The sequence below is a fragment of the Pseudomonas sp. C321 genome, from assembly GCF_055407105.1.
In genome coordinates, this window is record NZ_JBUZRB010000001.1 from 203,395 (window position 1) to 230,246 (window position 26,852).

The 26,852-nt window shown below is 60.3% G+C and carries 24 protein-coding genes and 1 pseudogene; 15 read left to right on the top strand and 10 right to left on the bottom strand.

Annotation, left to right across the window (positions count from 1 at the left end; all coding sequences use genetic code 11):
* The first annotated feature begins 334 nt into the window (after positions 1-334).
* Entirely contained in the window at positions 335-1,999 is a 1,665-nt protein-coding gene (locus ACZRJ6_RS00885; protein WP_463969853.1) for an electron transfer flavoprotein-ubiquinone oxidoreductase, read from the top strand.
* Between the two features lie 74 nt (positions 2,000-2,073).
* Here ACZRJ6_RS00885 and ACZRJ6_RS00890 read toward each other — a convergent pair whose 3' ends face one another.
* On the bottom strand, positions 2,074-2,961 hold the full coding sequence (locus ACZRJ6_RS00890) for an AraC family transcriptional regulator (protein ID WP_463969852.1): 888 nt from the start codon (positions 2,959-2,961) through the stop codon (positions 2,074-2,076).
* A gap of 216 nt (positions 2,962-3,177) precedes the next feature.
* Between ACZRJ6_RS00890 and ACZRJ6_RS00895 the strand changes: the two genes are divergently transcribed.
* Complete coding sequence (locus tag ACZRJ6_RS00895) at positions 3,178-4,230, top strand: NAD(P)-dependent alcohol dehydrogenase (RefSeq protein ID WP_149412087.1); 1,053 nt, start codon at positions 3,178-3,180, stop codon at positions 4,228-4,230.
* Here ACZRJ6_RS00895 and ACZRJ6_RS00900 read toward each other — a convergent pair whose 3' ends face one another.
* The 3 genes and pseudogenes from ACZRJ6_RS00900 to ACZRJ6_RS00910 form a co-directional block, all read right to left on the bottom strand.
* On the bottom strand, positions 4,231-5,034 hold the full coding sequence (locus tag ACZRJ6_RS00900) for an IclR family transcriptional regulator domain-containing protein (RefSeq protein WP_133101895.1): 804 nt from the start codon (positions 5,032-5,034) through the stop codon (positions 4,231-4,233).
* A 136-nt stretch (positions 5,035-5,170) separates the two neighbouring features.
* A pseudogene (locus tag ACZRJ6_RS00905) lies at positions 5,171-5,335 on the bottom strand (SDR family oxidoreductase); the annotation flags it as partial.
* 146 nt (positions 5,336-5,481) lie between these two features.
* The gene (locus tag ACZRJ6_RS00910; RefSeq protein ID WP_133101750.1) at positions 5,482-5,961 is read right to left on the bottom strand and encodes a GNAT family N-acetyltransferase; all 480 of its coding nucleotides are present in this window, start codon (positions 5,959-5,961) and stop codon (positions 5,482-5,484) included.
* Positions 5,962-6,080: 119 nt separating this feature from the next.
* Between ACZRJ6_RS00910 and ACZRJ6_RS00915 the strand changes: the two genes are divergently transcribed.
* The 3 genes from ACZRJ6_RS00915 (at position 6,081) to ACZRJ6_RS00925 (ending at position 7,491) form a co-directional block, all read left to right on the top strand.
* Positions 6,081-6,725: an HD domain-containing protein gene (locus tag ACZRJ6_RS00915; protein WP_463969851.1), complete on the top strand. Its 645-nt coding sequence runs from the start codon at positions 6,081-6,083 to the stop codon at positions 6,723-6,725.
* A 111-nt stretch (positions 6,726-6,836) separates the two neighbouring features.
* Positions 6,837-7,175 (top strand): hypothetical protein, encoded by a 339-nt coding sequence (locus ACZRJ6_RS00920; protein WP_463969850.1) that lies wholly within the window; start codon positions 6,837-6,839, stop codon positions 7,173-7,175.
* Between the two features lie 49 nt (positions 7,176-7,224).
* The gene (locus tag ACZRJ6_RS00925) at positions 7,225-7,491 is read left to right on the top strand and encodes a hypothetical protein (RefSeq protein ID WP_149412094.1); all 267 of its coding nucleotides are present in this window, start codon (positions 7,225-7,227) and stop codon (positions 7,489-7,491) included.
* A gap of 165 nt (positions 7,492-7,656) precedes the next feature.
* Here ACZRJ6_RS00925 and ACZRJ6_RS00930 read toward each other — a convergent pair whose 3' ends face one another.
* Positions 7,657-9,219 carry a sigma-54-dependent transcriptional regulator gene (locus ACZRJ6_RS00930; protein ID WP_463969849.1) on the bottom strand — a complete coding sequence of 521 codons (1,563 nt, stop codon included), beginning with the start codon at positions 9,217-9,219 and terminating at the stop codon, positions 7,657-7,659.
* A gap of 277 nt (positions 9,220-9,496) precedes the next feature.
* Here ACZRJ6_RS00930 and phhA point away from each other — a divergent pair, with 277 nt between their 5' ends.
* The 3 genes from phhA (at position 9,497) to ACZRJ6_RS00945 (ending at position 11,961) form a co-directional block, all read left to right on the top strand.
* Entirely contained in the window at positions 9,497-10,303 is an 807-nt protein-coding gene (gene phhA, locus ACZRJ6_RS00935; RefSeq protein WP_463969848.1) for a phenylalanine 4-monooxygenase, read from the top strand.
* Positions 10,304-10,408: 105 nt separating this feature from the next.
* Positions 10,409-10,765, top strand: a complete 357-nt coding sequence (locus ACZRJ6_RS00940; protein WP_463969847.1) for a 4a-hydroxytetrahydrobiopterin dehydratase — start codon at positions 10,409-10,411, stop codon at positions 10,763-10,765.
* Complete coding sequence (locus tag ACZRJ6_RS00945) at positions 10,765-11,961, top strand: amino acid aminotransferase (protein WP_463969846.1); 1,197 nt, start codon at positions 10,765-10,767, stop codon at positions 11,959-11,961. The genes ACZRJ6_RS00940 and ACZRJ6_RS00945 overlap by 1 nt, the downstream gene beginning before the upstream one ends.
* 81 nt (positions 11,962-12,042) lie before the next feature.
* Here the strand turns inward: ACZRJ6_RS00945 and ACZRJ6_RS00950 are convergent, their stop codons facing one another.
* Complete coding sequence (locus ACZRJ6_RS00950) at positions 12,043-12,852, bottom strand: UDP-2,3-diacylglucosamine diphosphatase (protein WP_149412099.1); 810 nt, start codon at positions 12,850-12,852, stop codon at positions 12,043-12,045.
* A gap of 134 nt (positions 12,853-12,986) precedes the next feature.
* On the opposite strand from ACZRJ6_RS00950, the gene ACZRJ6_RS00955 reads away from it, so the two are divergent.
* From ACZRJ6_RS00955 to ACZRJ6_RS00965, 3 genes are all read left to right on the top strand, one after another.
* Positions 12,987-13,727: a helix-turn-helix transcriptional regulator gene (locus ACZRJ6_RS00955; RefSeq protein WP_463969845.1), complete on the top strand. Its 741-nt coding sequence runs from the start codon at positions 12,987-12,989 to the stop codon at positions 13,725-13,727.
* 92 nt (positions 13,728-13,819) lie between these two features.
* Positions 13,820-14,701 carry a DMT family transporter gene (locus ACZRJ6_RS00960; RefSeq protein WP_463969844.1) on the top strand — a complete coding sequence of 294 codons (882 nt, stop codon included), beginning with the start codon at positions 13,820-13,822 and terminating at the stop codon, positions 14,699-14,701.
* A 128-nt stretch (positions 14,702-14,829) separates the two neighbouring features.
* Positions 14,830-15,120 carry a hypothetical protein gene (locus ACZRJ6_RS00965; RefSeq protein ID WP_463969843.1) on the top strand — a complete coding sequence of 97 codons (291 nt, stop codon included), beginning with the start codon at positions 14,830-14,832 and terminating at the stop codon, positions 15,118-15,120.
* 47 nt (positions 15,121-15,167) lie between these two features.
* On the opposite strand, the gene ACZRJ6_RS00970 is transcribed toward ACZRJ6_RS00965, so the two are convergent.
* Positions 15,168-15,455, bottom strand: a complete 288-nt coding sequence (locus ACZRJ6_RS00970) for an Rdx family protein (protein ID WP_149412102.1) — start codon at positions 15,453-15,455, stop codon at positions 15,168-15,170.
* 84 nt (positions 15,456-15,539) lie between these two features.
* Here ACZRJ6_RS00970 and ACZRJ6_RS00975 point away from each other — a divergent pair, with 84 nt between their 5' ends.
* Positions 15,540-17,729: a patatin-like phospholipase family protein gene (locus ACZRJ6_RS00975; RefSeq protein WP_463969842.1), complete on the top strand. Its 2,190-nt coding sequence runs from the start codon at positions 15,540-15,542 to the stop codon at positions 17,727-17,729.
* 30 nt (positions 17,730-17,759) lie between these two features.
* Here ACZRJ6_RS00975 and ACZRJ6_RS00980 read toward each other — a convergent pair whose 3' ends face one another.
* Positions 17,760-18,194 carry a MarR family transcriptional regulator gene (locus ACZRJ6_RS00980; RefSeq protein WP_463969841.1) on the bottom strand — a complete coding sequence of 145 codons (435 nt, stop codon included), beginning with the start codon at positions 18,192-18,194 and terminating at the stop codon, positions 17,760-17,762.
* A 121-nt stretch (positions 18,195-18,315) separates the two neighbouring features.
* On the bottom strand, positions 18,316-20,442 hold the full coding sequence (recQ, locus tag ACZRJ6_RS00985) for a DNA helicase RecQ (RefSeq protein WP_463969840.1): 2,127 nt from the start codon (positions 20,440-20,442) through the stop codon (positions 18,316-18,318).
* Positions 20,443-20,716: 274 nt separating this feature from the next.
* Here recQ and ACZRJ6_RS00990 point away from each other — a divergent pair, with 274 nt between their 5' ends.
* The 3 genes from ACZRJ6_RS00990 (at position 20,717) to ACZRJ6_RS01000 (ending at position 25,296) form a co-directional block, all read left to right on the top strand.
* On the top strand, positions 20,717-21,304 hold the full coding sequence (locus tag ACZRJ6_RS00990; protein ID WP_463969839.1) for a UPF0149 family protein: 588 nt from the start codon (positions 20,717-20,719) through the stop codon (positions 21,302-21,304).
* 20 nt (positions 21,305-21,324) lie between these two features.
* Positions 21,325-21,708, top strand: coding sequence for a YbaN family protein (locus tag ACZRJ6_RS00995; protein WP_463969838.1), 384 nt, complete (start codon positions 21,325-21,327; stop codon positions 21,706-21,708).
* Between the two features lie 117 nt (positions 21,709-21,825).
* Positions 21,826-25,296: a hybrid sensor histidine kinase/response regulator gene (locus ACZRJ6_RS01000; RefSeq protein WP_463969837.1), complete on the top strand. Its 3,471-nt coding sequence runs from the start codon at positions 21,826-21,828 to the stop codon at positions 25,294-25,296.
* Positions 25,297-25,338: 42 nt separating this feature from the next.
* Here the strand turns inward: ACZRJ6_RS01000 and ACZRJ6_RS01005 are convergent, their stop codons facing one another.
* Positions 25,339-26,703 carry a DNA recombination protein RmuC gene (locus ACZRJ6_RS01005; RefSeq protein WP_463969980.1) on the bottom strand — a complete coding sequence of 455 codons (1,365 nt, stop codon included), beginning with the start codon at positions 26,701-26,703 and terminating at the stop codon, positions 25,339-25,341.
* Positions 26,704-26,852: the final 149 nt, after the last annotated feature.

Here is a 26,852-nt window from a genome sequence, read left to right on the forward strand (position 1 = left end):
TTTTGGAGGTGGCCTTGAAACCTGCGGTCCGCCTACGGGAAGCGCAAAACCGACCGTATATTGACCGGAACGCCTATTCCGGTCAATACGGCAAAATGGTCAGTTATAAGCCGCGCTTCTTTGATTTATGTGGGTTGCGGACGATTCAAACAAACGTTTGTATTGGACGCTGGAGGTGGTGTAGATATAATGCGCCGCTTAGAGAGAGCGGTGTGTGATCCATTGTTACCTTTGCGCCGAAGATCACGAAATATGGGCCCCGGAAAACGATGGATGGGACACCCAACCTCCACATTAGAAAAAAAACTGTAGAGCCTTGAGTAGGAGATAGCCTGTGGAACGCGAATACATGGAATTCGACGTGGTCATTGTCGGCGCTGGCCCGGCAGGCCTGTCTGCCGCCTGCCGTCTGAAGCAGAAGGCCGCCGAAGCCGGTAAGGAAATCAGCGTCTGCGTGGTCGAAAAAGGCTCCGAAGTCGGCGCTCACATCCTGTCCGGTGCCGTGTTTGAACCACGGGCGCTGAACGAATTGTTCCCGGACTGGAAAGAATTGGGCGCCCCGCTCAATACCCCGGTGGTGCGCGATGACATTTATGTCCTGCGCTCCAGCGAAACCGCTACCAAGGTCCCTGACTTCTTTGTGCCCAAGACCATGCACAACGAAGGCAACTACATTATTTCCCTGGGCAACCTGTGCCGCTGGCTGGCTCAGCAAGCCGAAAACCTGGGCGTGGAAATCTACCCAGGCTTCGCCGCCCAGGAAGCGCTGTTCGACGAGAATGGCGTGGTGCGCGGGATCATCACCGGCGACCTGGGTGTCGACCGCGAAGGCAACCCGAAAGAAGGCCTCTATACCCCAGGTATGGAACTGCGTGGCAAGTACACGCTGTTCGCCGAAGGCTGCCGCGGGCATATTGGCAAGCAACTGATCCAGCGCTTCAACCTGGACAGTGACGCCGACGCCCAGCACTACGGCATCGGCCTGAAGGAAATCTGGGAAATCGACCCGGCCAAACATCAGCCAGGCCTGGTGCTACACACCGCCGGCTGGCCGCTGGATATCATGAGCAATGAGAACACCGGTGGCTCATTCCTCTATCACCTGGAAAACAACCAGGTGGTCGTCGGCCTGATCGTCGATCTTTCCTACAGCAACACCTTCCTGTCGCCGTTCGACGAGTTCCAGCGCCTCAAGCATCACCCGGTGTTCAAGCAGTACCTGGAAGGCGGCAAGCGCATCAGTTACGGCGCTCGGGCCTTGTCCAAGGGTGGCATCAATTCGTTGCCGAAGATGGTGTTCAAGGGTGGCGCGCTGATCGGCTGCGACCTGGGCACCATGAACGTGGCCAAGATAAAGGGCAGCCACACCGCCATGAAGTCCGGCATGCTCGCGGCAGATGCAGTGGCAGAGCAACTGTTTGCAGGTTCCGAAGGTGCGGACGAGCTGATCGGTTACGTCGACAGCTTCAAGAAAAGCTGGCTCTTTGATGAACTGTTCGCCACCCGTAACTTCGGCCCGGCGATGCACAAGTTCGGCCCGATCATCGGCGCCGGCTTCAACTGGTTCGACCAGAACATTCTCGGTGGCAAAATACCGTTCACCCTGCACGACACCAAGCCGGACTACGCCTGCCTCAAGCTGGCCAAAGACAGCAAACAGATCGACTACCCGAAACCCGACGGCAAGCTGAGCTTCGACAAACTCAGCTCGGTATTCATCTCCGGTACCAACCACGAAGAAGAACAGCCGTGCCACTTGAAGTTGAAAGACCCAAGCATCCCGATCGGCACCAACCTGCCGCTCTATGATGAACCGGCCCAGCGTTACTGCCCGGCGGGCGTGTATGAAGTGATCACCCAGGAAGACGGCGAGAAGCGCTTCCAGATCAACGCTCAGAACTGCGTGCACTGCAAGACCTGTGACATCAAGGACCCTTCGCAGAACATCACCTGGGTCACGCCGGAAGGTGCTGGCGGGCCGACTTACCCGAATATGTAAGCCTGCTGCTTGAACATCAAGGCTCCCGAAATGGGGGCCTTTTTTGTGGCCTCATTGTTCGTAGCGGTCGAGGTTTATGCCGCCCGCTCGTCCCCAGGGCTGCGCTCGAAGTAGCGCTTATATTCCCGGCTGAACTGCGACGTACTCTGATACCCCACACTATGGGCGGCCTGCGCCACGCCCATGCCCTCCACCAACAGCAATTGCTGGGCCTTGAGCAAGCGCAGGCGCTTGAGGTACTGCACCGGCGACAACAGCGTGCAGCGCTTGAAATGTTCGTGAAACGTCGACGCGCTCATATGCGCGTAACCGGCCAGGGTCTCGATATTGAGCGGCTCGGCGTAATGGGCATGCAGGTGATTCAGCGAGGTCGCCACCCGGGCAAACTGCCCCTGTTGTTCTACCAGCGCCCGCAGCACATCGGCCTGGGGCCCGCGCAAGGCTGTGAACAACAATTCACGCACCCGCGCCGGCCCCATAATCCGGCTCTCCAGCGGATCGTGCAGGCACTGCAACAGCCGCTCGACGCAGCCACGCATGGCGTCATCGAGCACCACCGAACTCATCGACTCAAGTGTCTGCGCTGCTGCTGGCGGCCCAGGCCTGATGCCCATGGCCATCACTAACTCCCCCAGCACCACTCGGTCAATGCCGACGGTCACCCCCAACAACGGCGCATTGGGCAGGGCAAAGGTCTCGCACTCGAAGGGCACCGGCATCGCCTGGATCAGGTAATGCCCGGAGCCATACTCCAGGGTGCGCGGGCCCAGGTACGCGACTTTGCTGCCCTGGGCGACAATCATCAGGCTCGGCTCATAAATCTGCGGCCCTCGCGCCACGTCGCAACTGGCGCGCAATACCTGCACGCCCGGCAAGTTCGTGGGGCAGAAACCGTCGCGGGGGGTCAGGGGCTCAATCAGGGCAACCAGCGCGGCATTGGCGTCGAGGTGAAGGGTCAGCATAAAAGCAGTTCTCGGAAGTTCATGGACCTGTGCAGGGCTACAAACTGCAAGTGGCAAGAGAGCGCGCAGTTTATCGCTTGCAGCTTGTAACTTGCTGCTTTTAGCTGCTCCTCCGGAGCTTTAGGCATGAGACTCGGAGCAATCGCCATGGCCGTCCCAAGGCCCGGCGCGGAAAATGGGCCACCTCACTTGTCACTGTTTTTGCGAGGTTTCTCCATGTACACCGCCATCGGTTACGCCGCCCAGTCGGCCACCACTCCCCTCGCCCCGATGTCCTTCGAACGCCGCAGCCCACGCGCCGATGACGTGGCCATCGAAATCCTCTACTGCGGCGTCTGCCACTCAGACATCCACCAGGCGCGCAACGAATGGGGCATCGCCGTGTACCCGCTGATGCCGGGCCACGAGATCGTCGGCAAGGTTACCGCCGTCGGCGCCAGCGTCACCGCTCATAAAGTCGGCGACTTGGTGGGCGTTGGCTGCATGGTTGACTCGTGCCGCCATTGCGACGCCTGCAAATCGGACCTGGAGCAATACTGCCTCGAAGGCCCGACCATGACCTACGCCACCCCGGACCGCGTGGATGGCAGCAACACCATGGGCGGCTACTCCGACAGCATCGTGGTCAGCGAGCATTTTGTGGTGAAGATCCCTGCCAAGCTTGACCTGGCCAGCGCCGCGCCAATCCTCTGCGCCGGCATCACCACCTACTCGCCGCTCAAGCACTATGGCGTGAAGGCCGGTGACAAGGTCGGGATTCTCGGCATGGGCGGCCTGGGTCATATGGGCATCAAGTTCGCCAAGGCCATGGGCGCCGAAGTGACGCTGTTCACCCGCTCCGCCAGCAAGGCTGCAGAAGGCCGTCGCCAGGGCGCCGATCACGTGATCGTGTCCACCGATGCCGAACAAATGAAAGCTGCGGCCGGGCATTTCGATTTCCTGTTGGACACCATTCCGGTGCAACACGACCTCAACCCCTACCTCGATACTTTGCGCTTTGACGGCGTGCATATTCTGGTGGGACTGATCGAACCGGTAGAGCCGCCAGTCCACGCAGCCAAACTGGTGTTGGGCCGTAAGGTCCTGGCCGGCTCGTTGATCGGTGGCATTGCCGAAACCCAGGAAGTCCTGGATTTCTGCGCCGAGCACGGCATCACTTGCGACATCGAAATGCTCGACATCCGCCAGATCAACGAAGCCTACACCCGCATGATCGCCGGTGATGTGAAGTACCGCTTCGTCATCGACATGGCGACCTTGAAGGCCTGATCAGGCCTTCGCGCCCAACTCCGCGGACAGCCGAGCTGCAACCTGTTTCACCACGGGGATCAACTCGGCCATTTTTTCCAGCGGCATGTAGGGCACGGTACTGGCGATGCTGATGCCGGCGACAATTCGCCGGCTGGCATCGCGCACCGGTGCCGCGACGCAACGGATCGACGGTTCGTTGTCTTCCAGATCGAACGCATAACCGCCCACCACGTATTCCTGCATACGCTGCTCAAACTGCGCCCATGACTGTTCCGGGTGCTGCGGCCACTGCATATTCTTCCCACCCACTGGCAAGCTGACCTGATACAGGCGCTGCCACTCCTCCACACTGTCGTCCAGCAGCAAGGCCTTGCCGATTCCGGTGCGCGCCAGCGGCATGCGATGGCCAACCCGCGAGCGCATTTCCGGACCGTTGCGGCCGGGATTCTTGTGCAGGTAGAGCACGTCGTCAAATTCGCGGATCGCCAGGTGGATGGTGTCGCCGGTCAACGCCGACAACTCGTCCAGGTAGGGAATTGCCAGGGTTACCAAAGGCAGTTCTTCACGGGCCTGGAAACCCAGCTCGATCAGTTTCGGACCAAGCAGGTAGCCGACTTGCGGCACTACGCGCAGGTAGCGCTCTTCCACCAGGCAGCTGGCCAGGCGGTGGGTGGTGCTGCGGGTGGTGCCGATGCGCCGGGCGATTTCCTTGAGATCCCGCGCGCCAGCCGCCACCGCTTGCACCACGCCCAGGCCACGCAGCAGGGTCTGGGTGCCGGTGGGGGCAGCGTCTTTGACGGGAATATGGGCGTTTTCCTGCATATCGGGCCTATTGGGAAGTACGAAAACGGCGAACATTATGGGCGGTCACTATTAGTGTGGCGAGGGGGCTTGCCCACTCGCCACAAAAAGCGCTTTTGCCACAGTCTTAATCAACGCTGCTTCATCCGATCACGCCCTGGATATCACCGATAACCAGACGCGCCTGCTGAGCCTGGAAGCAGGCAACAATGGCCTCGCCAATACCTTGCGCGGCACCTGTGATCACCACCACTTTGTTCTTCAGCCGATCGCCGTAGATTGGCTCCAGCACCGCAGGTAACGACAACGGTTGTGCCTGCATCGCTTCACCTGTTTTATTTTTGGTAGTGAGTGCTGATGCAGGGGACTATAAACCCAGAACTTAAAATATCTCAATATATAAATTAACATCCCATATATTGACGAAGAATGTAAAAAACCGGCATCGATAGCCGGTTTTTTAACGACTCAGCCGTGGGCAAACTCGCGCAGTGAGTCCCCCTCCATGCGATAACGCACCCACTCCTCCTGAGGTTGGGCGCCGATGGATTTGTAGAACTGGATGGCCGGTTCGTTCCAGTCCAGCACGCTCCATTCGAAACGTCCGCAACCGTTATCACAAGCGATCTTGGCCAGATGGCGCAACAACTTCTTGCCCGCACCACCGCCGCGCTGCTCCGGGTTGATGTACAGGTCTTCCAGGTACAGGCAGTTGCTGCCCAGCCAGGTCGAGTAGCTGAAAAAGAACACGGCAAAACCAATTGGCAACCCGTCCCGCAGACAGATCAGGCCATGGGCGGTGGCGCCTTCGCTGAACAGGCTGCGTTCGATATCCACCACGCTGGCGATCACTTCGTGCCGGGCCTTTTCGTAGTCGGCAAGCTCCGTGATAAAGGCCAGTATCTGTGCGGCATCACTGGGCACGGCGGGGCGAATCTCGATGGTCATGGACAGGCCTTGTGAATGAAGAAAGAACACATACTAAGGCTGTTTTATGAAGGGTTGCAGTGCAATTTCATTCACGACTAACCTTGTATGGCAACGCATAGCCCACAATAGGAAACCCGATGCCCTTCACGCCATTGTCCGACCTCGCCGCCACCCTGCTGCCCCACGCCTTGGAACCGTCGGAAGATGGCGCCCACGACCTGTCGCATTTGCAGCGGGTGTGGCACAACGCGCGGTCGATCCAGGCCGAGGAAGGCGGCGACCTCGAAGTGCTGCTGGCGGCCGTGTTGCTGCACGACTGTGTGGCCGTGGAAAAGAACTCGCCGCTGCGCTCCAAGGCGTCGGCGCTGGCGGCGACCAAGGCTGGGAGAATCCTGCAAAACCTCGGCTGGCAGCCTGCGTGCATCGCTGCCGTGACCCATGCCATCGAGACCCACAGCTTTTCGGCGGGGTTAACGCCTGAGTCCCTGGAAGCCAAAATCGTCCAGGACGCCGATCGCCTCGATTCCCTCGGCATGATTGGCGTCGCCCGCACGTTCTACACCGCCGGGCGCATGGGCAGCGGGCTGTATGACCCGGCTGACCCGACTGCACGCCACCGCGAGTATGACGACAAACGCTTTTGCCTCGATCACTTCCAGACCAAGCTGCTGCACTTGGCCGATGGTTTTCAAACCGCCACGGGACAACGCTTGGCACAGCTTCGTCATGCCCGGTTAAAAGGGTTTATGCAGTCGTTTATTGAGGAGATTGGCGAACAATAGGCACACAAATTCTTACAAGCAACGGAGCACCGTTCGTCGCTGCCAAGGCACCAATGGCAACCGGGGGCTGACCAATATCAGGTAAGGACTTTAATGATATGGAGGCTCCACATGAATACTTCCAAATTGACTGCCCTCGCTCTCACTGGCTTGCTGTCTGCCGTTTCCCTCAGCAGCTTTGCCGCATCAAACAACTCCTCCGGCCCGACAGACCCTATCGGCAACCCTCCAAGCCCGGCAACCCAAGAGTCCAAGGACTCCATGGGCACCGGCCTTGATACCAACGGTGGCGCAATTAACAACCAGGGCAACGACCCGCGCGCCCAAGGCAACGATGGCAACCGCCAAGGCCTGGGGACCGACGTGGAGAACGGCAAAATGGGGCCAGGCAAAAATGCCACCCCACACGGCGACGACTCCAACCTTCCCGGCGCCCCCAAGCAGCCCTGAGCCATAAGCAGACGAACACTACCCAACCACTCACCCTGAAGAGGTATGCATGAACGTCGATAAAAACCTTGAGAAAGAAGTCCTCACCCGCCTGCTGCACGCCCACCCCAGCGGCCTGGGCAAAGAAGTACTGGACAACTACCGAGGTGAAAAAGTGGTGGCCAGCGCCTTGGCCGCCCTTCAGGACCGTGGGTTGATCAAGGAAGGTCATGTGACCTGTAACGACGCCGGTGAACACGCGTTGAACCTGCCGATCAAGCTCACGGCGTCCGGCGTGGAGGCAGCTCGCAAGCTGGAAGGCGAAGTAAATCAGTAACCCACGTTGTCTGGCCTGGCCCTTCCTAAAGGGCCAGAGGCGTATCGCAATGCCTCGTGCAAGCAAAGCCAAATACACCGCCGAACAGCAGCCCAAGGCCGGTTGAATCTGATCGACTAACACTACAAAACGAACGTGCTTACCCGCGACTCTTTCCTGATAAAGTCATTTTTCAGCTTTGACGACCTCATAGTCCCGCAGTTTATTGGCAATAGTGGTATGGGAAACCCCCAACCGCTTCCCCAACTGCCGGCTACTGGGGTGCTCGGAATACAACCGTTCCAACACCGCCTTTTCAAACCGCCCGACAATCTCTTCCAGCCCGCCTTCCAGGGAAAAATCCCCCAGCGGCTGGCGCACGCCGTAGTCTGGCAGGCGGATATGTTCGGCCTTGACCGTCCCGCCGTCGCACAGCGAGACCGCCTGGAACAGCACGTTCTCCAACTGCCGCACATTGCCCGGCCAGTGGTAATGGCTGAGCCGATCCATGGCCGCTGGTGCCAGCTTGGGCAGCGGGCAACCAATTTGCCGGCTGGCCTGATCGAGGAAGTGCTCAACCAGCGGCGGCAAACCATCGAGGCATTCACGCAGCGGCGGGATATGCAGCGACAACACATTCAAGCGGTGGTAGAGGTCCTGGCGAAATTCGCCACGGGCACAGAGTTCCGACAAATCCACCTGGGTTGCGCAGATCACCCGCACATCCAGGTACACCTCTTCATCACTGCCTACCCGGCGAAAGCAGCCGTCCTGCAGGAAGCGCAGCAACTTGGCCTGCAGCCGCGCGCTCATTTCCCCGACACCATCGAGAAACAACGTGCCGCCCACCGTCAGTTCCAGCAACCCCAGTTTGCCCTCGGCCCGCGCGCCTTCGAACGCGCCGGGGCCGTAGCCAAACAGTTCGGTCTCGGCCATGGACTCCGGCAAGCCGGCGCAGTTGAGGGCCATCAGCGGTGACTGCCCGCGCGGGCTGGCCAGATGGCAGGCACGCGCCAACAGTTCCTTGCCGGTGCCGGTTTCGCCTTCTATTAATAGAGGGGCGTCCAGAGGGGCCATGCGCCGGGCCTCACGGACCACGGCGGCCATGACTTTCGAGCTTTGGAAAATGCTGTCAAAGCCCCGCAGTTCCTGCTTGCGCACGTTGTAGATACGCTCACCGACCCGGTCGGCGCGGTGCAGGGTCAGCACAGCGCCGGCCATGGCTTCGCTGTCATCGTGTTCCGAGGATTGCAGCGGAGCGATATCGGCGAGGAACACATCGCCCTTGACCTTGACCCGCAAGCCATTGATCCGCGATTTGCTGGAACGCACCAGTTCGGGCAAGTCGAAGTCTTCGGCATAGCGCGACAGCGCAATGCCCGGTACTTCGTCCACCCGCACCCCGAGCAACTGCGCTGCCGCCCGGTTGGCCGCAACGATGGCGCCGCCCATGTCGATGGACAGCACCGGAAATTCCAGCGCCCCCAGCAAGGCATTGAGCTCCATATGCCGACGTTCGCTGGGCATCAGCCCTACCCGCTTGACGCCAAATACCCCGGCAATCGCTTCAAACTGCGGGCGCAGTGCCTGGAACTGCATGTTCACCAGGTTCGGGCAGTACAGGTAAATGGCATTGCCGTGTTCGCCGCCGACCTCGCCCTTGGCGACGTTGACGCCGTACTCCACCAACAGGTTGAGGATGTCCCGCAGGATGCCGATACGGTTCTGGCAATGCACTTTGATACGCATGAAAAGGCCCGAATTATTGTTGAAGGGCTGATTGAACTGCGTCTTTTTGCCGCTGGGCGCAGATAGTCGTCAAGATTATGTGACAGCTAGCGACCTTATCAAACCGTAAAATCGCAATACACAGTGCTCAACGGCAAGACCGTAACGAATACTTTACGAATATCAGTATGTTTTCTTACACGCTGCAACGGATGACGGATGGATTCCTGACCCAGGCGGAGTATCAATAGGTTTATCGCAGGACATAACAAGAACGAATGCCTAGCAGGAGAGCCGTATGAAGCAGACGCAGTACGTGGCCCGCGAGCCCGACGCGCAAGGTTTTATCCAGTACCCGCCCGAAGAACATGCGGTGTGGAACACCCTGATCACTCGCCAACTGAAAGTGATCGAAGGCCGTGCCTGCCAGGAATACCTGGACGGCATCGACAAGCTCGGCCTGCCCCACGACCGCATTCCGCAACTGGCGGACATCAACAAGGTGCTGGGGGAAACCACCGGCTGGCAAGTCGCCCGCGTGCCGGCACTGATCCCCTTCCAGACGTTCTTCGAATTGCTCGCCAACAAGCAGTTTCCGGTGGCGACTTTTATTCGTACCCGTGAAGAACTGGACTACCTGCAAGAACCGGATATTTTCCACGAGATCTTCGGACACTGCCCACTGCTGACCAACCCCTGGTTCGCCGAATTTACCCACACCTACGGCAAGCTTGGCCTGGCTGCCACCAAGGAACAGCGGGTGTACCTGGCGCGCCTGTACTGGATGACCATCGAGTTTGGCATGGTGGACACGCCTGAAGGCCGGCGCATCTACGGCGGCGGCATCCTGTCCTCGCCGAAAGAAAGCGTTTACTGCCTGTCGGATGAACCCGAGCATCAAGCCTTCGACCCGCTGGAAGCCATGCGCACGCCCTATCGCATCGACATCCTGCAGCCGCTGTACTTCGTATTGCCCAACCTCAAGCGCCTGTTTGAAGTGGCGCAGGAAGACATCATGGGCATGGTCGAGCGCGGTATGCAGTTGGGCCTACATGCGCCCCTGTTCCCTCCAAAACCGGTCCAACCCAAGCACAAGGCGGCGTGACACGTGCCTTTTGCGGCCAGGTGAGTCTGTTCCCTGGCCCCGCGTTGCTTTAGGGTGACGCCACTGACGACCGTTTTCCAAACACTCGATTTCAGGAATCCCCACATGAACACGTTGAACCAAGCCCACTGCGAAGCCTGCCGCGCCGATGCCCCGCAAGTCAGCGACGAAGAACTGCCGGTACTGATCAAGCAGATCCCCGACTGGAACATCGAAGTACGCGACGGCGTGATGCAGCTGGAAAAGGTCTTCCTGTTCAAGAATTTCAAATTCGCCCTGGCCTTCACCAACGCCGTGGGCGTGATCTCCGAGGCCGAAGGTCACCACCCCGGCCTACTCACTGAATGGGGCAAAGTCACCGTGACCTGGTGGAGCCACTCCATCAAGGGCCTGCACCGCAACGACTTCATCATGGCCGCGCGCACTGACGAAGTGGCCAAGGATGCCGAGGGCCGTAAGTAATGCACTTCACTGCCATTGGCCGAGTGCCTGGGGACCCGATCCTCGGGTTGATGGAGTCCTATGCCAAGGACCCCAGCCCGCAAAAGTTCGACCTGGGCGTGGGCGTCTACAAGGATGCTCAGGGGCTGACGCCGATTCTGCGTTCAGTGAAGCTGGCCGAACAGCGCCTGGTGGACCAGCAAACCACCAAGACCTACATCGGCGGCCATGGCGATGCAGCGTTCGGCAAGCTGATCAATAAGTTGGTGCTGGGCGCCGACTCGCCGCTGCTGCGCGAACGCCGTGCCGGCGCGACCCAGACCCCAGGCGGCACCGGCGCGCTGCGCCTGAGCGCCGACTTTATCGCCCACAGCCTGCCCGGTCGCGGCGTGTGGCTGAGCAACCCGACCTGGCCGATCCACGAAACCATCTTCGCCAAGGCCGGGCTGAAGGTCAGCCACTACCCGTACGTGGGCAGTGACAACCGCCTGGATGTTGCGGCGATGTTGGCTACCTTGGCCAGCGTGCCCAAGGGCGACGTGGTGCTGTTGCACGCCTGCTGTCACAACCCCACCGGTTTCGACCTGTCCCAGGACGACTGGCGCCAGGTGCTGGAGATCGTCCGCGAGCGCGAGCTGCTGCCGCTGATCGACTTTGCCTACCAGGGGTTTGGTGATGGCCTGGAGCAAGACGCGTGGGCCGTGCGCTTGTTCGCTGCCGAGTTACCTGAGCTGCTGATCACCAGTTCCTGCTCAAAGAATTTCGGTTTGTACAGCGACCGTGTCGGCTCGCTGATTGTCTGCGCAGGCGATGCTGAAAAGCTGCTGGATGTGCGCAGCCAACTGGCATTTATTGCCCGCAACCTGTGGTCGACGCCGCCGGATCATGGTGCAGCCGTAGTCGCCACAATCCTGGGTGATGCCGAGCTGAAAGCGCTGTGGAGCGAGGAAGTCGAAGCCATGCGCCTGCGGATCGCGCAATTGCGCTCCGGGCTGGTGGAGGCCTTGGCGCCTCATGGGTTGTCAGAGCGTTTTGCCCATATCGGCGTGCAACGCGGGATGTTTTCCTATACCGGCTTGAGCGCCGATCAGGTGAAAGAACTGCGCGAGAGGCACAGCGTGTATATGGTCAATTCGGGACGGGCGAACGTTGCCGGAATTGATGAAACGCGCCTGACACTGTTGGCCGACGCGATTGCGGATGTGTGCCACTCCTGAGAGCGGCTCGATTTAGTGTGGCGGGCTGTGTGGCGAGCAGCCAAGCCCACATCTGTTTGCGTCCGGCCATAAAACTGTGATCTACCCCGCCACCATCTCCGCCTTGAGCTGCGCCTCTTTGGCCTGGGCATCGGCCAACCGATACAGCTCGATATGCCCATCCCAGTGCTCGATCAACGCCGTGCAAGACTCCACCCAATCCCCGCAGTTGAGGTAGTCCACCTCCCCTACCTTGCGGATCTCCGCGTGGTGGATATGCCCGCACACCACACCGTGCAACTCGCGCTTGGTCACTTCATGGGCGATGGCTTCTTCGAAGTCGCTGATAAAGCTGACAGCAGTTTTCACCTTGTGCTTGAGGTAGGCCGACAGCGACCAGTAGCCATAACCGTAGCGCGCCCGCCAGTGATTCAGCCAGCGATTGAGGGTCAGGGTGAATTCGTAGGCGGAGTCGCCAAGGAACGCCAGCCAACGGTGGTAACGGGTGATCACGTCAAACTGATCGCCATGGATCACCAGCAAGTGACGACCATCGGCGGTGACGTGCACCGCCTCGTCCACCAACTGGATATTGCCCAGGATCAGCTTGGAATAACGCCGCAGGAATTCATCATGGTTGCCCGTGACGTAGATCACCTCGGTACCGCGCTTGCTCATGGTCAGCAAGCGGCGGATCACGTTGGTATGGGCCTGGGGCCAATACATGCCGCCGCGTAGTTTCCAGCCGTCGATGATGTCGCCAACCAGGTACACCCGGTCGGCGTGGTAGCCCTTGAGAAACTGCGACAGGTGCTCGGCCTGGCAATCCCGAGTGCCCAGGTGCACGTCGGAAATCCACAGGGTACGGACCCGTTGCTTACGGCTGGGTTTGGCGAGCTCGGCGCTGGTCATGGGCATACCTCAACGGTGTTTTCGCGAGCTTGCTCCCTGGCGATTAATAGCCCATGACAGTCGTGCGTCAGTCTGATGACAGCGCTCATTGGGCACCCGGCCATGTAAACTGCCTGCCTGCCCAGGAGACTGCGATGAGACCGACACTCACGCTACGCCACTACACCCACGACCTGATTTCCCATAGCCACGACCATGCGCAACTGGTGTTCGCCCTGGCCGGCCGCCTGGATTTCGACGTGGAAGGTGTAGGTAGCGAGATCCGCCCGCAAGGGGTCATGGTCCTGCCATTCTCGGCCCATCACGCCTGCGGCAGTCCCCAAGGCAGTCATTGCCTGGTGCTCGATGTGCCCGACGAACAATGGCTGGTGCAGTCCCTTGGCGATCATGCCGACGCCAGTCGGCGCCTGCTGGACCAGCCGTCACGGGTGGCGCTGGATGCCCGGCAAGGCCAGTTGGTGCAGTGGCTGGCGAGCAGCCCGCTGGATGATCCGCTGATTGCCCAACAAGGCGCCGTCTTGTTGCTGGCCAGCCTCAATGGCCAGGCGCCAAGCGACAGCCGGCGGCTGCCTTATGCGGCGTTCAATGCCCATATCGACCAACATGCGGCACACCCGCTGCAAGTCGCCGACCTGGCGCGGATGGCCAATCTATCCGTCGCACGGCTGCATGCACGCTTTGTCACCGAGTGCGGGCAGACGCCCATGGACTACATCCGCAGCCGGCGCTTGCAGATGGCCCGTGGACTGTTGCGCGACAGTCACCTACCCATCGGCGAGATTGCCGCGCAGGTCGGCTATGGTTCACAAAGCGCCTTTTCGGCAGCGGTGTTGCGTGAGTTCGGTGAATCCCCCGGCGCCTTGCGACGCCGCTAGTCCTGCGACAAAACCTGCGAGTCCGACGACAGACGCCAAACGCTGTAACCCTCTAGACTGGCCGCCTGTCCGCTCACTGACCAAGGATCACAATGACTCCGCGCACTGCCCTCGGCGCCCTGCATATCGGCGCATTGATGTTTGGCCTCACCGGCGTCTTCGGCAAACTCGCCGCGGTCTCCCCGGCCATTATCGTGTTTGGCCGCGCCGCGTTCGCCGTGATCGCCCTGACAGTGTTCGCCCGTTTTGCCAGCAACACTCCCTGGCAGAAGCTGAAAACCGGCGATTTGCGGCGCCTGCTGCTCAGCGGCTTGTTGCTGGCCGGCCATTGGGTGAGCTTCTTTATTGCCGTGAAAGTGGCTGGTGTGGCGATTGCGACGCTGGGATTTGCCACCTTCCCGGCATTCACGGTGATCCTCGAAGGGCTGATCTTTCGCGAGCGAATCCGCGCCAATGAAATCGTTCTGGTGGTGTTGGTCAGCGTCGGCCTGGTGCTGGTCACGCCGGATTTCGATCTCGCCAGCCAAGCCACCAACGGCTTGATCTGGGCCGTCGGTTCCGGCTTGCTGTTCTCGCTGCTGTCGCTGAACAACCGCGCCAGTGGCCGCATCCCGCCGGTGCAGGCAGCCTTGTGCCAGAACGTCGTCGTGGCGCTGTGCCTATTGCCGGCGGCCGCCCCAGGCCTGACCGAAGTACGTGCCCTGGATTGGTTGTGGATTGGTCTGTTGGGGGTGTTCTGCACCGGCCTGGCCCACAGCCTGTTTGTCGCCAGCCTCGCGGTGCTCAAGGCGCGCACAGCGGCAGTGGTATTCGCCATGGAACCGGTGTACGGCATCACCATGGCCTGGCTGCTGTTTGGTGAAAACCCAACCCTGCGCATGCTGATGGGCGGCGCGCTGATCATCCTTGCCATCGTCGTCTCAGGCCTGATGAGTCGCCCCGAAAAGGCCAAACAGCCCGCTGCGCCGGCCTGATCTATACTTTTCCTATCCGCAACAGTCTGTCGTCGTTCACGGATACAGACTCCTCGACGACAGCCATGGTTCTTTGAAGTTGCTGCATGCGAGTGGTCACTCCATCAACGCTATGCAGGAGTTTCACCATGGACATGTTCATCAGCCTGATGATCCAAATCATCAGCGGCGCCGTCGGCGGCAATCTGGCCGGTTTGAGCAAGCAAGGCCTGGGCACCACGCTCAATACGGTTGTCGGCGGTGTCGGCGGCCTGGTACTGGGTCAGATACTCGCCGCGGTCACGGGAGATCCCGCTGCAGCACCCGGTGGTGCACTGGATATTGCAGCGGTCGGCAGCAACATTGTCGGCGGTGGTGTGGGCGGTTTGATCCTGACGTTTGTGGTCGGTTGGATCAAAAACAAGATGGCGACCAAATAGCCACCTATCGATACAGGCCACTGCCCGCCCATCAGTGACAGTGGCTTCTATTGAGTACGGTCGTTGTGCCCAAGATCCCGTTGCGGATCGATCTGGTCACGTACTCGCTGCTTAAGCACCTTGGCTTCCGGGAAGCCGCCGTCCGCCTTGCGCTCCCAGATTTGCACGCCGTCGCAGGTGATGCGAAACGCGCCACCGGTGGCCGGTTCCAGCGCCACTTTGCCCAGGTCATCGGCAAAGGTACTCAACAGTTCTTGAGCCAGCCACGCCGCGCGCAGCAGCCACTGACATTGCGTGCAATAGGTGATGACAATCTCGGGTTTGGGCGCGGACATGAAATGACTGGCTCCTGAGGTAATGGGATCGGCGGATCGGGTGGCTATAATACCGACCTTTATCGTCCAGCCCCGAGATTGATGATGCGCCGCCTGTTGTCCTGCCTGTTGCTGTGCCTGCTCCCCGTCCTTGGGCAAGCTGTTGAGACACCGCGCCCGAAGATCGGCCTGGTGCTTTCCGGTGGCGCCGCCCGTGGCCTGGCCCACATTGGCGTGCTCAAGGCTCTGGAAGAACAAGGCATCCACATTGATGCCATTGCCGGCACCAGCATGGGCGCGGTGATTGGCGGGCTATATGCCTCAGGCTACAAGATCGACGAGTTGGAAAAGCTGGCGCTGAACATCGACTGGAAGCTGGCACTCTCCGATGCACCACCTCGGGAGGACGTACCGTTCCGGCGCAAGCAGGATGATCGGGATTTCTTGGTCAAACAAAAACTCAGCTTTCGCGACGACGGCAGCCTCGGCCTGCCATTGGGTGTAATCCAGGGCCAGAACCTGGCGCTGCTACTGGAAAGCATGTTCGCCCACAGCAGCAACACTCGGGACTTCGACAAGCTGCCAATTCCGTTTCGGGCGGTCGCGACCGATATCACCAGCGGCGAAAAAGTGGTGTTTCGTAAAGGCCACCTGCCGCAAGTGATCCGCGCCAGCATGTCGATCCCCGCCGTGTTCGCCCCGGTGGAACTGGACGGCCGACTGCTGGTGGACGGCGGCATGACCGACAACATCCCGTTGGATGTGGCGCGGGAGATGGGCGTCGACATCGCCATTGTGGTGGACATCGGCACGCCGCTGCGCACCCGCAAGCAACTGGCGACGGTGGTGGATGTGCTCAACCAGTCCATCACCCTGATGACCCGGCGCAACTCCGAAGAACAACTCAAGGCCCTACATCCGCGCGATGTGTTGATCCAACCGTCGCTGGCCGCTTATGGCGTGACGGATTTCGGTCGAGCCAAGGACATGATCGACGCCGGCTACCGCGCCACCCGCGCCCTCGACGCACGCCTGTCGAGGCTGCGGCCCGCCGAGTCGGTCGACGCCGAGTTGGTGGCCGCACGCACACCTGGCCAGCGCAACCCAGTGATCACCGCGATCAAGGTGGAGAATGACTCGAAAGTCGGCGACGACGTCATCCGCTACTACATCCGCCAACCCATCGGCGAACGCCTGGACCTGGGCCGCCTGCAAGCGGACATGGGCACCTTGTACGGCCTGGACTACTTCGAGCAGGTGCAATATCGCGTCGTGAAAAAGGGCAAGGAGAATACCTTGGTGATCAGCGCGCGCGGTAAACGCAGCGGCACCGATTACCTGCGCCTGGGCCTCAACCTTTCCGATGACATGCGCGGCGACAGCGCCTTCAACCTCGGCGCCAGCTACCGAATCAACGGCATCAACCGCCTCGGCGCCGAATGGCTGACACGCGTGCAGATTGGTGATCGGCAGGAGTTGTACAGCGAGTTCTATCAGCCGATGGACACCGGTTCGCGCTACTTCGTCGCCCCCTATATCAGCGCCGAAGCGCAGAACGTCGAGCTGATTGAAGATAACAATCCGATCTCGGAGTACCGCCTGGAACGTTATGGTTTTGGCCTCAACGTCGGCCGGCAGATCGGCAACAGCGGCGAGATCCGCTTCGGTGTCGGCGAAGCCTGGGGAAAGGCCGATGTGCGCATTGGTGATCGCGACTTGCCGAGCGTCAGCTTCAGTGAGGGCTTCTATGAACTGAAGTACTCCTTCGACTCTCTGGACAACGTCTACTTCCCCCACACGGGCGAAGACATCGGCCTGGCCTTCCGTGAATTCGAACCGGGCCTGGGTTCCGACCAGAGCTATCGGCAGTGGGAGTTCAAGCTGGACAAGGCCATGAGCCACGGGCCGGACACACTGGTTCTGGGCGGTCGTTATGGGCGCACTCTGGATAACTCGGACGTGGTGATTTCCAGCTTCCTGCTGGGCGGTGCGCGGCAGCTGTCGGGCTTTCGCCAGGACGCGATTGCCGGGCAGAACATCAGCCTGATGCGGGCGGTCTATTATCGCCGCCTGACGCCGCGTTCGTACCTGCCGCTGGACTTCCCGCTGTACCTGGGCGCGTCCCTGGAACGGGGGCGCGCGTGGAACAACGACAATGAATTCGACAGCGGCTACATCAATGCCGCGAGTATTTTCCTCGGGTTTGATACGCCGCTGGGGCCGTTGAACTTCAGCTATGGATTTAACGATGACAATCAGAAGACGCTGTATCTGAATCTGGGGCAGACGTTCTGACTTTCTGTGGCGAGGGGCTCGCCACTGGGCTCAGGTTTTTTCCAGATTCGCCAGGATGTGCCCGTGAACCCGCATGCACACCCGCAAATCATCTTCGTCGACACCAGCAAACAGTTCATGACGCAGGGCAGTGGCGATGGTTTCGATCTGCTCAATCAAAGGGCGGGCGGTATCACACAGCACGATGCGTTTGGCCCGACGGTCTTCGAGTACCGCCTGGCGTTGTACCAGACCCTGGTTTTCCAGGCTGTCGAGCAAGCGAGCCAGGGTCGGCCCTTCAACCCCGACGCTTTGCGCCAGCTCGCGCTGGGTAGGTGCGTCTTCGAAACGGGCCAGGTGCAGCAGCACCAGCCAGCGCGCCTGGGACAGACCCAGGCCAGCCAGACGGCGATCCAGCTCGGCACGCCAACCTCGGGACATCTGCGCCAGCTGCATGCCAAAACGGTGTTGATCAGTTAACGGCATAAAAAACTCATGGATTAGACTAAAAACAAAGTATTGCTAATTATTAGTCAGCTAAGCATGACCCATGACAGTAGGCAAGGCTTGGTATGTACTGACTCCTTACAATGTCGCAATTGACACATTAAATCTCGAATTCCGACTGCAAAGCGGCCCTGACGCAGTACAAAACACCCTCGGGAACCCGCCCGGTAAACAGCGGTGATATCTCGGAAACGGGTGGCAACTCGCCTTCTCCGTCGAGGAAGGCGTCCTGAATTTCGCCGAGCAAATCTTCCGGCAAATCAAGGGCCTGCTCCAGGGACAGTTGCTGCTTGCCGATGGACTCAGCGAGCAGTGTGTAGACGTTTTTTTCCGAGCATTGCAACTGCCCAGCGATCTGGATCGGGGTCATGCCAGCGCGAGCCAGACTGATCAACTCATGACGAATATCGGCGATTTCTTTCGGCGCTTCGACCTGGCCGCCGAGGACCTCGAGGAACGCCTGGCCATAACGCTCCAGCTTGCGCGCGCCGACGCCACTGACCCTGGCCATTTCCGCCAGGGTGGTGGGTTGTTCGCGGAGCATTTCCAGCAAGGTGGAGTCGGGAAAGATAACGTAAGGCGGCACGCTGTGCTCCTGGGCCAGCTTGCGCCGCAAAGTACGCAGGGCTTCCCACTGCTCGCGCTCCTCGCCACGCACCAATTGGCTGGCCTGGCTGGTGCTGGTTTTCGCGGTGGTTTGTGGCTTGAGGTCGCGGCGCAGCTCCAGGCTGACTTCACCCTTGAGCAGCGGCCGGCAACTGTCGTTCAGACGCAAACCGCCGTAGCCTTCCAGGTCGATATCCACCAGGCCACGGGCGACCATCTGCCGGAACAGCGAGCGCCATTCGCCTTCGGCCCGCGCCTTGCCCACGCCGTACACCGACAGGTGCTGATGGCCAAAACTGCGGACCTTTTCGTTGTCCTTGCCCAGCAACACGTCCACCAGATGGCCGACGCCGTAACGCTGGCCGGTGCGGTAGATGGCCGACAACCCCTGGCGCGCAGGCTCGGTGGCATCCCAGGTCTGAACGCCGTCCACGCAGTTGTCACAGTGACCACAAGGCTTGGGCATGTCTTCGTCGAAATAGGCGAGTACGGTCTGACGGCGGCAGCGGGTTTCTTCGCACAGCGACAACATTGCGTCGAGTTTGTGCTGTTCCAGGCGCTTGTGGCGTTCATCGCCTTCGGAGTTCTGCAGCATCTGCTTGAGCATCACCACGTCTTGCAGGCCATAGACCATCCAGGCATCGGCCGGCAGACCATCACGGCCGGCGCGACCGGTTTCCTGGTAGTACGCCTCAAGGGACTTGGGCAAATCCATATGGGCGACGAAACGCACGTTGGATTTGTCGATACCCATGCCGAAAGCGATGGTGGCGACCATGATCAGGCCTTCCTCGTTGAGGAAGCGCTTCTGGTGGTAGGCGCGCAACTCATTGGGCAAGCCGGCGTGGTACGGCAGCGCGGGGTAACCCTGTTCACAGAGGAAAGCGGCCACTTCGTCGACTTTCTTGCGCGACAGGCAATAGACGATGCCTGCGTCGCTACGTCGCTCCGAGAGAAAGGCCAGCAACTGCTTGCGCGGCTGTTCCTTGGGCACAATGCGATAAAAGATGTTGGGCCGGTCGAAGCTGGAAAGGAAACGCTCGGCATCCTGCAAATGCAGGCGCTCGACGATTTCTTCACGGGTGCGCTTGTCGGCGGTGGCGGTCAGGGCGATGCGCGGGACGTTGGGAAACAGTTCCGCCAACTGCCCCAATTGCAGGTATTCGCGACGGAAATCGTGGCCCCATTGAGATACACAGTGGGCTTCGTCGATGGCGAACAGGGCGATTTCCAGGCTCTGCAAGAACGCCAGCATTCGCGGTTGGACCAGGCGTTCGGGGGCCAGGTAAAGCATCTTCACTTCGCCACGCTTGATGCGCACGGCAAGATCACGCTGCTGTTCGGCGCTCAATGTGGAATTCAATGCCGCAGCGGCAACGCCAAGTTCTTCAAGGGTCGCCACCTGATCGTCCATCAAGGCGATCAACGGCGACACCACCACGGCGAGCCCATCGCGCAGCAACGCTGGCACCTGGAAACACAAGGACTTGCCGCCGCCGGTAGGCATCAATACCAGAGCATCACCGCCATTGGCCACGCGCTCAATGATTGCACCCTGGCGGCCACGAAAACTGTCGTAGCCGAAGATGTCCTTGAGGACGCGTTGAGCCTGTTCAAGCATGAAAAACTCCAAATATCGCCGAAATCCCTCTGTACAGGCTGGCCGAAAAAGCGCGTCTCGACGGGAAATAATCCGTAAGCGAACTTTTCCCGCTGCGCCGTTTGGCCTGCAGGGGCATCACAAAACGCGGCAGTATACCCGAGCACCACCCGGCAAAGGGCGACGCTGACGAATAGCGACCCGATTGAAAACCTGGCAAATATGCACAGCGACTGGCCTGGGCGCTCAAGAAAGCCTAGAATTCAGCATCGTTTATTCCCAAGGTAACCCGTCAATGTCCTTCGCTGAGCAACTAACCCGCCTGCAAGCCTTCCTCGATGCCGACGAGCTGCATGACGAGGCGCTGGACTACGTGGCCGCCCACGGCTACCTGACCGCCCTGTCGATCTGCTCCGAAGTGGTTCCCGAACGTGAATGGATCGACGCGCTGTTCTCCGAAGAGCCTCACTACCGTGACGACGCCGAGCGCGCAGAAATCGAAGCCACCCTGCTGGCCCTCAAGGCCCACATCGGCCGTCAACTGGCTTCCGATGAGGAATTCGAGCTGCCATGCGACCTGGACCTGGGCGAAGAACCGGATGATTCCGATCTGCGCGGCTGGTGCATTGGCTTTATGGAAGGTGTGTTCCTGCGCGAAGCCGCCTGGTTCGAAACCGCCGAGGAAGAAGTCAGCGAAATGCTGCTGCCAATCATGGTCGGTTCCGGCTTGTTCGACGATCAGCCTGAGTTCGCTGACATCGCCACCGACGCCAACTTGATGGACGACATGGTCGTTCAAATCCCGGAAGCGCTGACCGCCCTGTACCTGCTGTGCAACGCACCTGACGAAAAACCGGCGATCCTCAAACCTCGCCACCACTGAGTCCGTTGCCCGTGGCCCCCATGGGCAACCGTTCCCTGCTCGTGCGTTACGTTCTGCTGGCCATCGGCTGGCTGAGCGTAGTGCTCGGGGTCATCGGGATTTTCCTGCCGGTCTTGCCGACCACCCCCTTTCTACTGCTGGCTGCCGCCTGCTTCGCCCGAAGTTCACCGCGTTTCTACCAATGGCTGGTGGAGCACCCGCGGCTGGGCCCGTGGGTTCGTGATTATTTGGATGGCAACGGCATTCCGCTCAAGGGCAAGGTATATGCCATTGGGGTGATGTGGCTGAGCATCGGGTTTTCCTGCTACCTGGTGCCACTGCCTTGGGCCCGCGGGTTCATGTTGACCAGTGCGGTGCTGGTGACCCTCTATATCCTGCAACAGAAAACCCTGCCCCGACGCTGATACTCAATTGACAAAGCTTGCACACGACCTTGGTCGACACTGACTAACCCCAGGCATCATGCGAGACTGTCCATCCTGGGCCTGGAATGCCCGGGTGTTCTTATGTCCGGAGTTCTCATGACGCTGTCCAGCGGGCTGATCGCCGCCGTTGCCCTGGCCTATATGGCCATTATGTTTGCCATTGCCTTCTATGGTGACCGCCGCCGCACGCCGCTGCCACCGCGGGTGCGTGCCTGGGTGTATAGCCTGTCGCTGGCCGTCTATTGCACCAGTTGGACCTTCTTCGGCGCGGTCGGCCAGGCGGCCGAACAGTTGTGGGCGTTTTTACCGATTTACCTGGGTCCGGTGCTGTTGCTGGTGTTGGCACCCTGGGTGCTGCAAAAGATGATATTGATCAGCAAGCAGGAGAACATCACCTCCATCGCCGACTTTATCGCCGCCCGCTATGGCAAGTCCCAGTCCCTGGCGGTGGTGGTGGCACTGATCTGCCTGGTGGGCGTGCTGCCGTACATTGCCCTGCAACTCAAAGGCATCGTGCTGGGAGTGAACCTGCTGATCGGTGCCGGCGCCGATGCCACCGGCACCCGGGCCCAGGACACCGCGCTGATCGTGTCGCTGGTGCTGGCGCTGTTCACTATTGTCTTCGGTACTCGCAACCTCGATGCCACGGAACACCACCGCGGCATGGTGCTGGCGATTGCCTTTGAATCCCTGGTCAAACTGTTCGCGTTCCTCGCTGTTGGCGCCTTCGTTACCTATGGCCTGTATGACGGTTTTGATGATTTGTTCAGCCAGGCAATGCTTGCGCCACGGCTAGAGGAGTACTGGAAAGAGACCATCAACTGGCCGTCGATGGTGGTCCAGACCGGCGTGGCAATGATGGCGATCATCTGCCTGCCCCGGCAGTTCCACGTCACCGTGGTGGAAAATATCGACCCTCAGGATTTGCGCCTGGCCAAGTGGGTGTTCCCCGCGTATCTGGTGCTGGCCGCGCTGTTCGTGGTGCCGATTGCCCTGGGTGGGAAAATGCTGCTGCCGGGTTCGGTACTGCCCGACTCCTATGTGATCAGCCTGCCCCTGGCCGAAGCCCATCCGGCCTTGGCGCTGCTGGCCTTTATCGGGGGGGCTTCGGCGGCGACCGGCATGGTGATCGTGGCCAGTGTCGCGCTGTCGACCATGGTCTCCAACGATATGCTGCTGCCATGGTTGCTGCGCCGTACCAACGCCGAACGCCCATTCGAAGCGTTCCGCCACTGGATGCTTTCGGTGCGCCGGGTCAGTATTGTCATCATTCTCCTGCTGGCGTACGTCAGCTACCGCCTGCTGGGCTCCACCGCAAGCCTGGCGACCATCGGCCAGATTGCCTTTGCCGCTGTCACCCAACTGGCGCCAGCGATGCTTGGTGCGCTGTATTGGAAACAGGCTAACCGCCGTGGGGTGTTTGCCGGATTGGCGGCAGGAACATTCCTGTGGTTCTACACCTTAGTACTGCCGATTGCGGCCCACAGCCTGGGTTGGTCACTGAGTATCTTCCCTGGCCTGAGCTGGCTGCATGGCAACCCGCTGGGACTGCCGATCACGCCACTGACCCAAGGCGTGGTGCTGTCCCTGGCCGGTAACTTCACGCTCTTTGCCTGGGTTTCTGTATTGTCGCGCACACGGGTCTCCGAACACTGGCAGGCAGGCCGATTTATCGGCCAGGAAACCAGTCAGCGCGCCAGTACGCGCTCCATGCTCTCGGTGCAGATCAACGACCTGCTCAGCCTGGCCGCCCGCTTCGTCGGTGAAGAACGGGCGCAACAGAGCTTTATCCGCTTCGCCTATCGCCAAGGCAAAGGCTTCAACCCTAACCAGAACGCTGACAACGACTGGATCGCCCACACCGAGCGGCTGCTGGCCGGTGTGCTGGGCGCCTCCTCGACCCGAGCGGTGGTGAAAGCAGCCATTGAAGGCCGGGAAATGCAGCTTGAAGACGTCGTACGAATCGCCGACGAAGCCTCGGAAGTGCTGCAGTTCAACCGGGCGCTGTTGCAGGGCGCCATTGAAAACATCACCCAAGGCATCAGCGTGGTCGACCAGTCCCTCAAGCTGGTGGCCTGGAACCGTCGTTATCTGGAACTGTTCAATTACCCGGACGGACTGATCAGCGTCGGCCGGCCAATTGCCGACATTATTCGCTACAACGCCGAGCGCGGCCTGTGCGGTCCGGGGGAAGCCGAGGTGCATGTCGCCCGGCGCCTGCATTGGATGCGCCAAGGCCGCGCCCATACCTCGGAGCGTCTGTTCCCCAATGGCCGGGTGATCGAGCTGATTGGCAACCCGATGCCCGGCGGCGGCTTTGTCATGAGCTTCACCGACATCACCGCATTCCGCGAGGCCGAGCAAGCCTTGACCGAGGCCAACGAAGGCCTGGAGCAGCGCGTCACTGAACGCACCCATGAACTGTCGCAACTGAATGTCGCCCTGACCGATGCCAAAGGCGTCGCCGAATCGGCCAACCAGTCGAAAACAAGGTTCCTGGCGGCGGTCAGCCACGACCTGATGCAACCGCTCAACGCGGCACGGTTGTTCTCCGCCGCCCTCTCCCATCAGAACGACGGATTGTCGGGGGAAACCCGGCAACTGGTGCAGCATCTGGACAGTTCGCTTCGCTCGGCCGAAGACCTGATCAGCGACCTGCTGGACATCTCGCGCCTGGAAAACGGCAAGATCAATCCTCAGCGCCACCCCTTTGCCCTCAACGAGCTGTTTGACGCCTTGGGCGCCGAGTTCAAGGCATTGGCCCAGGAACAAGGCCTGGACTTCCGCGTGCGGGGCAGCCGCTTACGCGTCGACAGCGACATCAAGTTGCTGCGACGGGTTTTGCAGAATTTCCTGACCAACGCCTTCCGTTATGCCGATGGCCCGGTGCTGCTGGGGGTGCGGCGGCGCCGGGGAGAACTGTGCCTGGAGGTCTGGGACCGGGGTCCCGGTATCCCGCCAGACAAACAGAAAGTGATCTTCGAAGAGTTCAAGCGCCTGGACAGCCACCAGACCCGCGCCGAAAAGGGCCTGGGCCTTGGGCTGGCGATCGCCGACGGCTTGTGCCGGGTACTTGGCCACCGCTTGCGTGTGCGCTCATGGCCGGGCAAGGGCAGCGTATTCAGCGTCAGTGTGCCCCTGGCCCGGACGCAAACCAGCACACCGGTCCAGGCCGCACTGGAAAATGGCCAACCCATGAGTGGCGCCCAGGTGCTGTGCGTGGATAACGAAGACAGCATCCTCATCGGTATGCGCAGCTTGCTGACTCGCTGGGGTTGCCAGGTCTGGACCGCCCGCGACCAGGCGCAGTGCGTGGCGTTGCTGGCAGAGGGGATGCGACCGCAATTGGCCCTGGTGGATTACCACCTGGACCACGGCGAGACCGGTACTGAGTTGATGGGTTGGCTGCGAGCAGAGCTGGCGGCACCAATACCAGGCGTGGTGATCAGCGCCGATGGGCGCCCAGAAATGGTAGCCGAGGTGCATGCCGCGGGATTGGATTATTTGGCCAAACCGGTCAAGCCTGCGGCGCTTAGGGCGTTGTTGAGTCGGCATTTGCCGCTTTAGCCAGGATACGCTGCCACACAAGCCACATATATTGACGGTGCTCTACTCCGGTAACTGCGCCACACCGTCTTCATCGGTCATCGCCCGCTCCAGCAGATCGGCCGGAAGGCTTTTACTGGCGCGAGCACCGAGCAGTTTCAGTTGCTCGGTACGACTGACCAGATTCCCGCGCCCATCCGTCAGCTTATTGCGCGCCGCGCTGTAAGCCTTGTCCAACTGCTGCAGGCGATTGCCCACCTCATCCAGATCCTGGATAAACAACACGAATTTGTCATACAGCCAGCCAGCACGTTCGGCGATTTCCCGGGCGTTCTGGCTTTGCCGTTCCTGTTTCCACAGGCTGTCGATCACCCGCAGGGTCGCCAGTAACGTCGTCGGGCTGACGATGACGATGTTGCGGTCGAAAGCCTCCTGAAACAGGTTCGGCTCAGCCTGCAATGCAGCGGAAAACGCGGCTTCGATGGGCACGAACAGCAGGACAAAGTCCAGGCTGTGCAAGCCCTCCAGACGCTTATAGTCCTTGCCGGCGAGGCCTTTAACGTGGGTGCGCAAGGACAAGACATGCTGCTTGAGAGCGGCCTGGCCGATCACTTCATCATCAGCAACAACGTACTGCTGATAGGCGGTCAGGCTGACCTTGGAGTCCACCACCACCTGCTTGTCACCCGGCAACATGATCAGTACGTCCGGCTGGAAGCGCTCGCCATCCGGGCCCTTGAGGTTGACCTGAGTCTGGTACTCGCGGCCTTTCTCCAGGCCTGCATGCTCAAGCACCCTTTCAAGAATCAACTCACCCCAGTTGCCCTGGGTTTTCTGGCCTTTGAGAGCACGGGTCAGGTTGGTCGCTTCGTCCGACAGACGCAGGTTCAGTTGCTGCAGGCGCTCAAGTTCCTTGGCCAGGGAAAAACGTTCCCGCGCCTCGCTCTGATAGCTTTCTTCCACGCGCTTTTCGAAGGACTGAATGCGCTCCTTGAGGGGATCAAGCAGTTGTCCCAGGCGCTGCTGGCTGGTTTCGGCGAACCGCTGCTCGCGCTCGTCGAAGATTTTTCCGGCAAGCTCCGCGAACTGCGCCCGCAGCTCATCCCGCGAACCCTGCAGGTCGCTGAGGCGTTGCTGATGGCTTTCCTGTTGTTCCCGAAGTTCGGCGCGCAGGGCGGCCGACAAGGCATCAAGACGCCGCAGCTCGACTTCCTTGGCAGAGCGCTCGATATTCCAGGCATGGGCAGCGTCGCGTGCGTTGTCGCGATCGATCTGCAGCAACTCGACTTCCCGGCGCACAGCAGCAAGATCTGCCTGCTTGGCGGCATTGGCCTGGCTCAGGTCGCTGATTTCATCGCGACTGGCGTCCAATTGCGCCGCCAACCCTTCCTGGGCTAGTTGCGCGGTGGACAGGCGCTCTTCGAGCAATTCCCAGCCAGCCATGCGCGCACTCAGGCGTCGCTGAATCTGCCAGCACAGCACCAATAAAGGTAACGCAGCAGCAGCGAGACCCAGCGCCACACTGGTCCAGTCAAAAGCCATAGCCACTCCTGCCATCACCATAAAAGAAGAAGGTT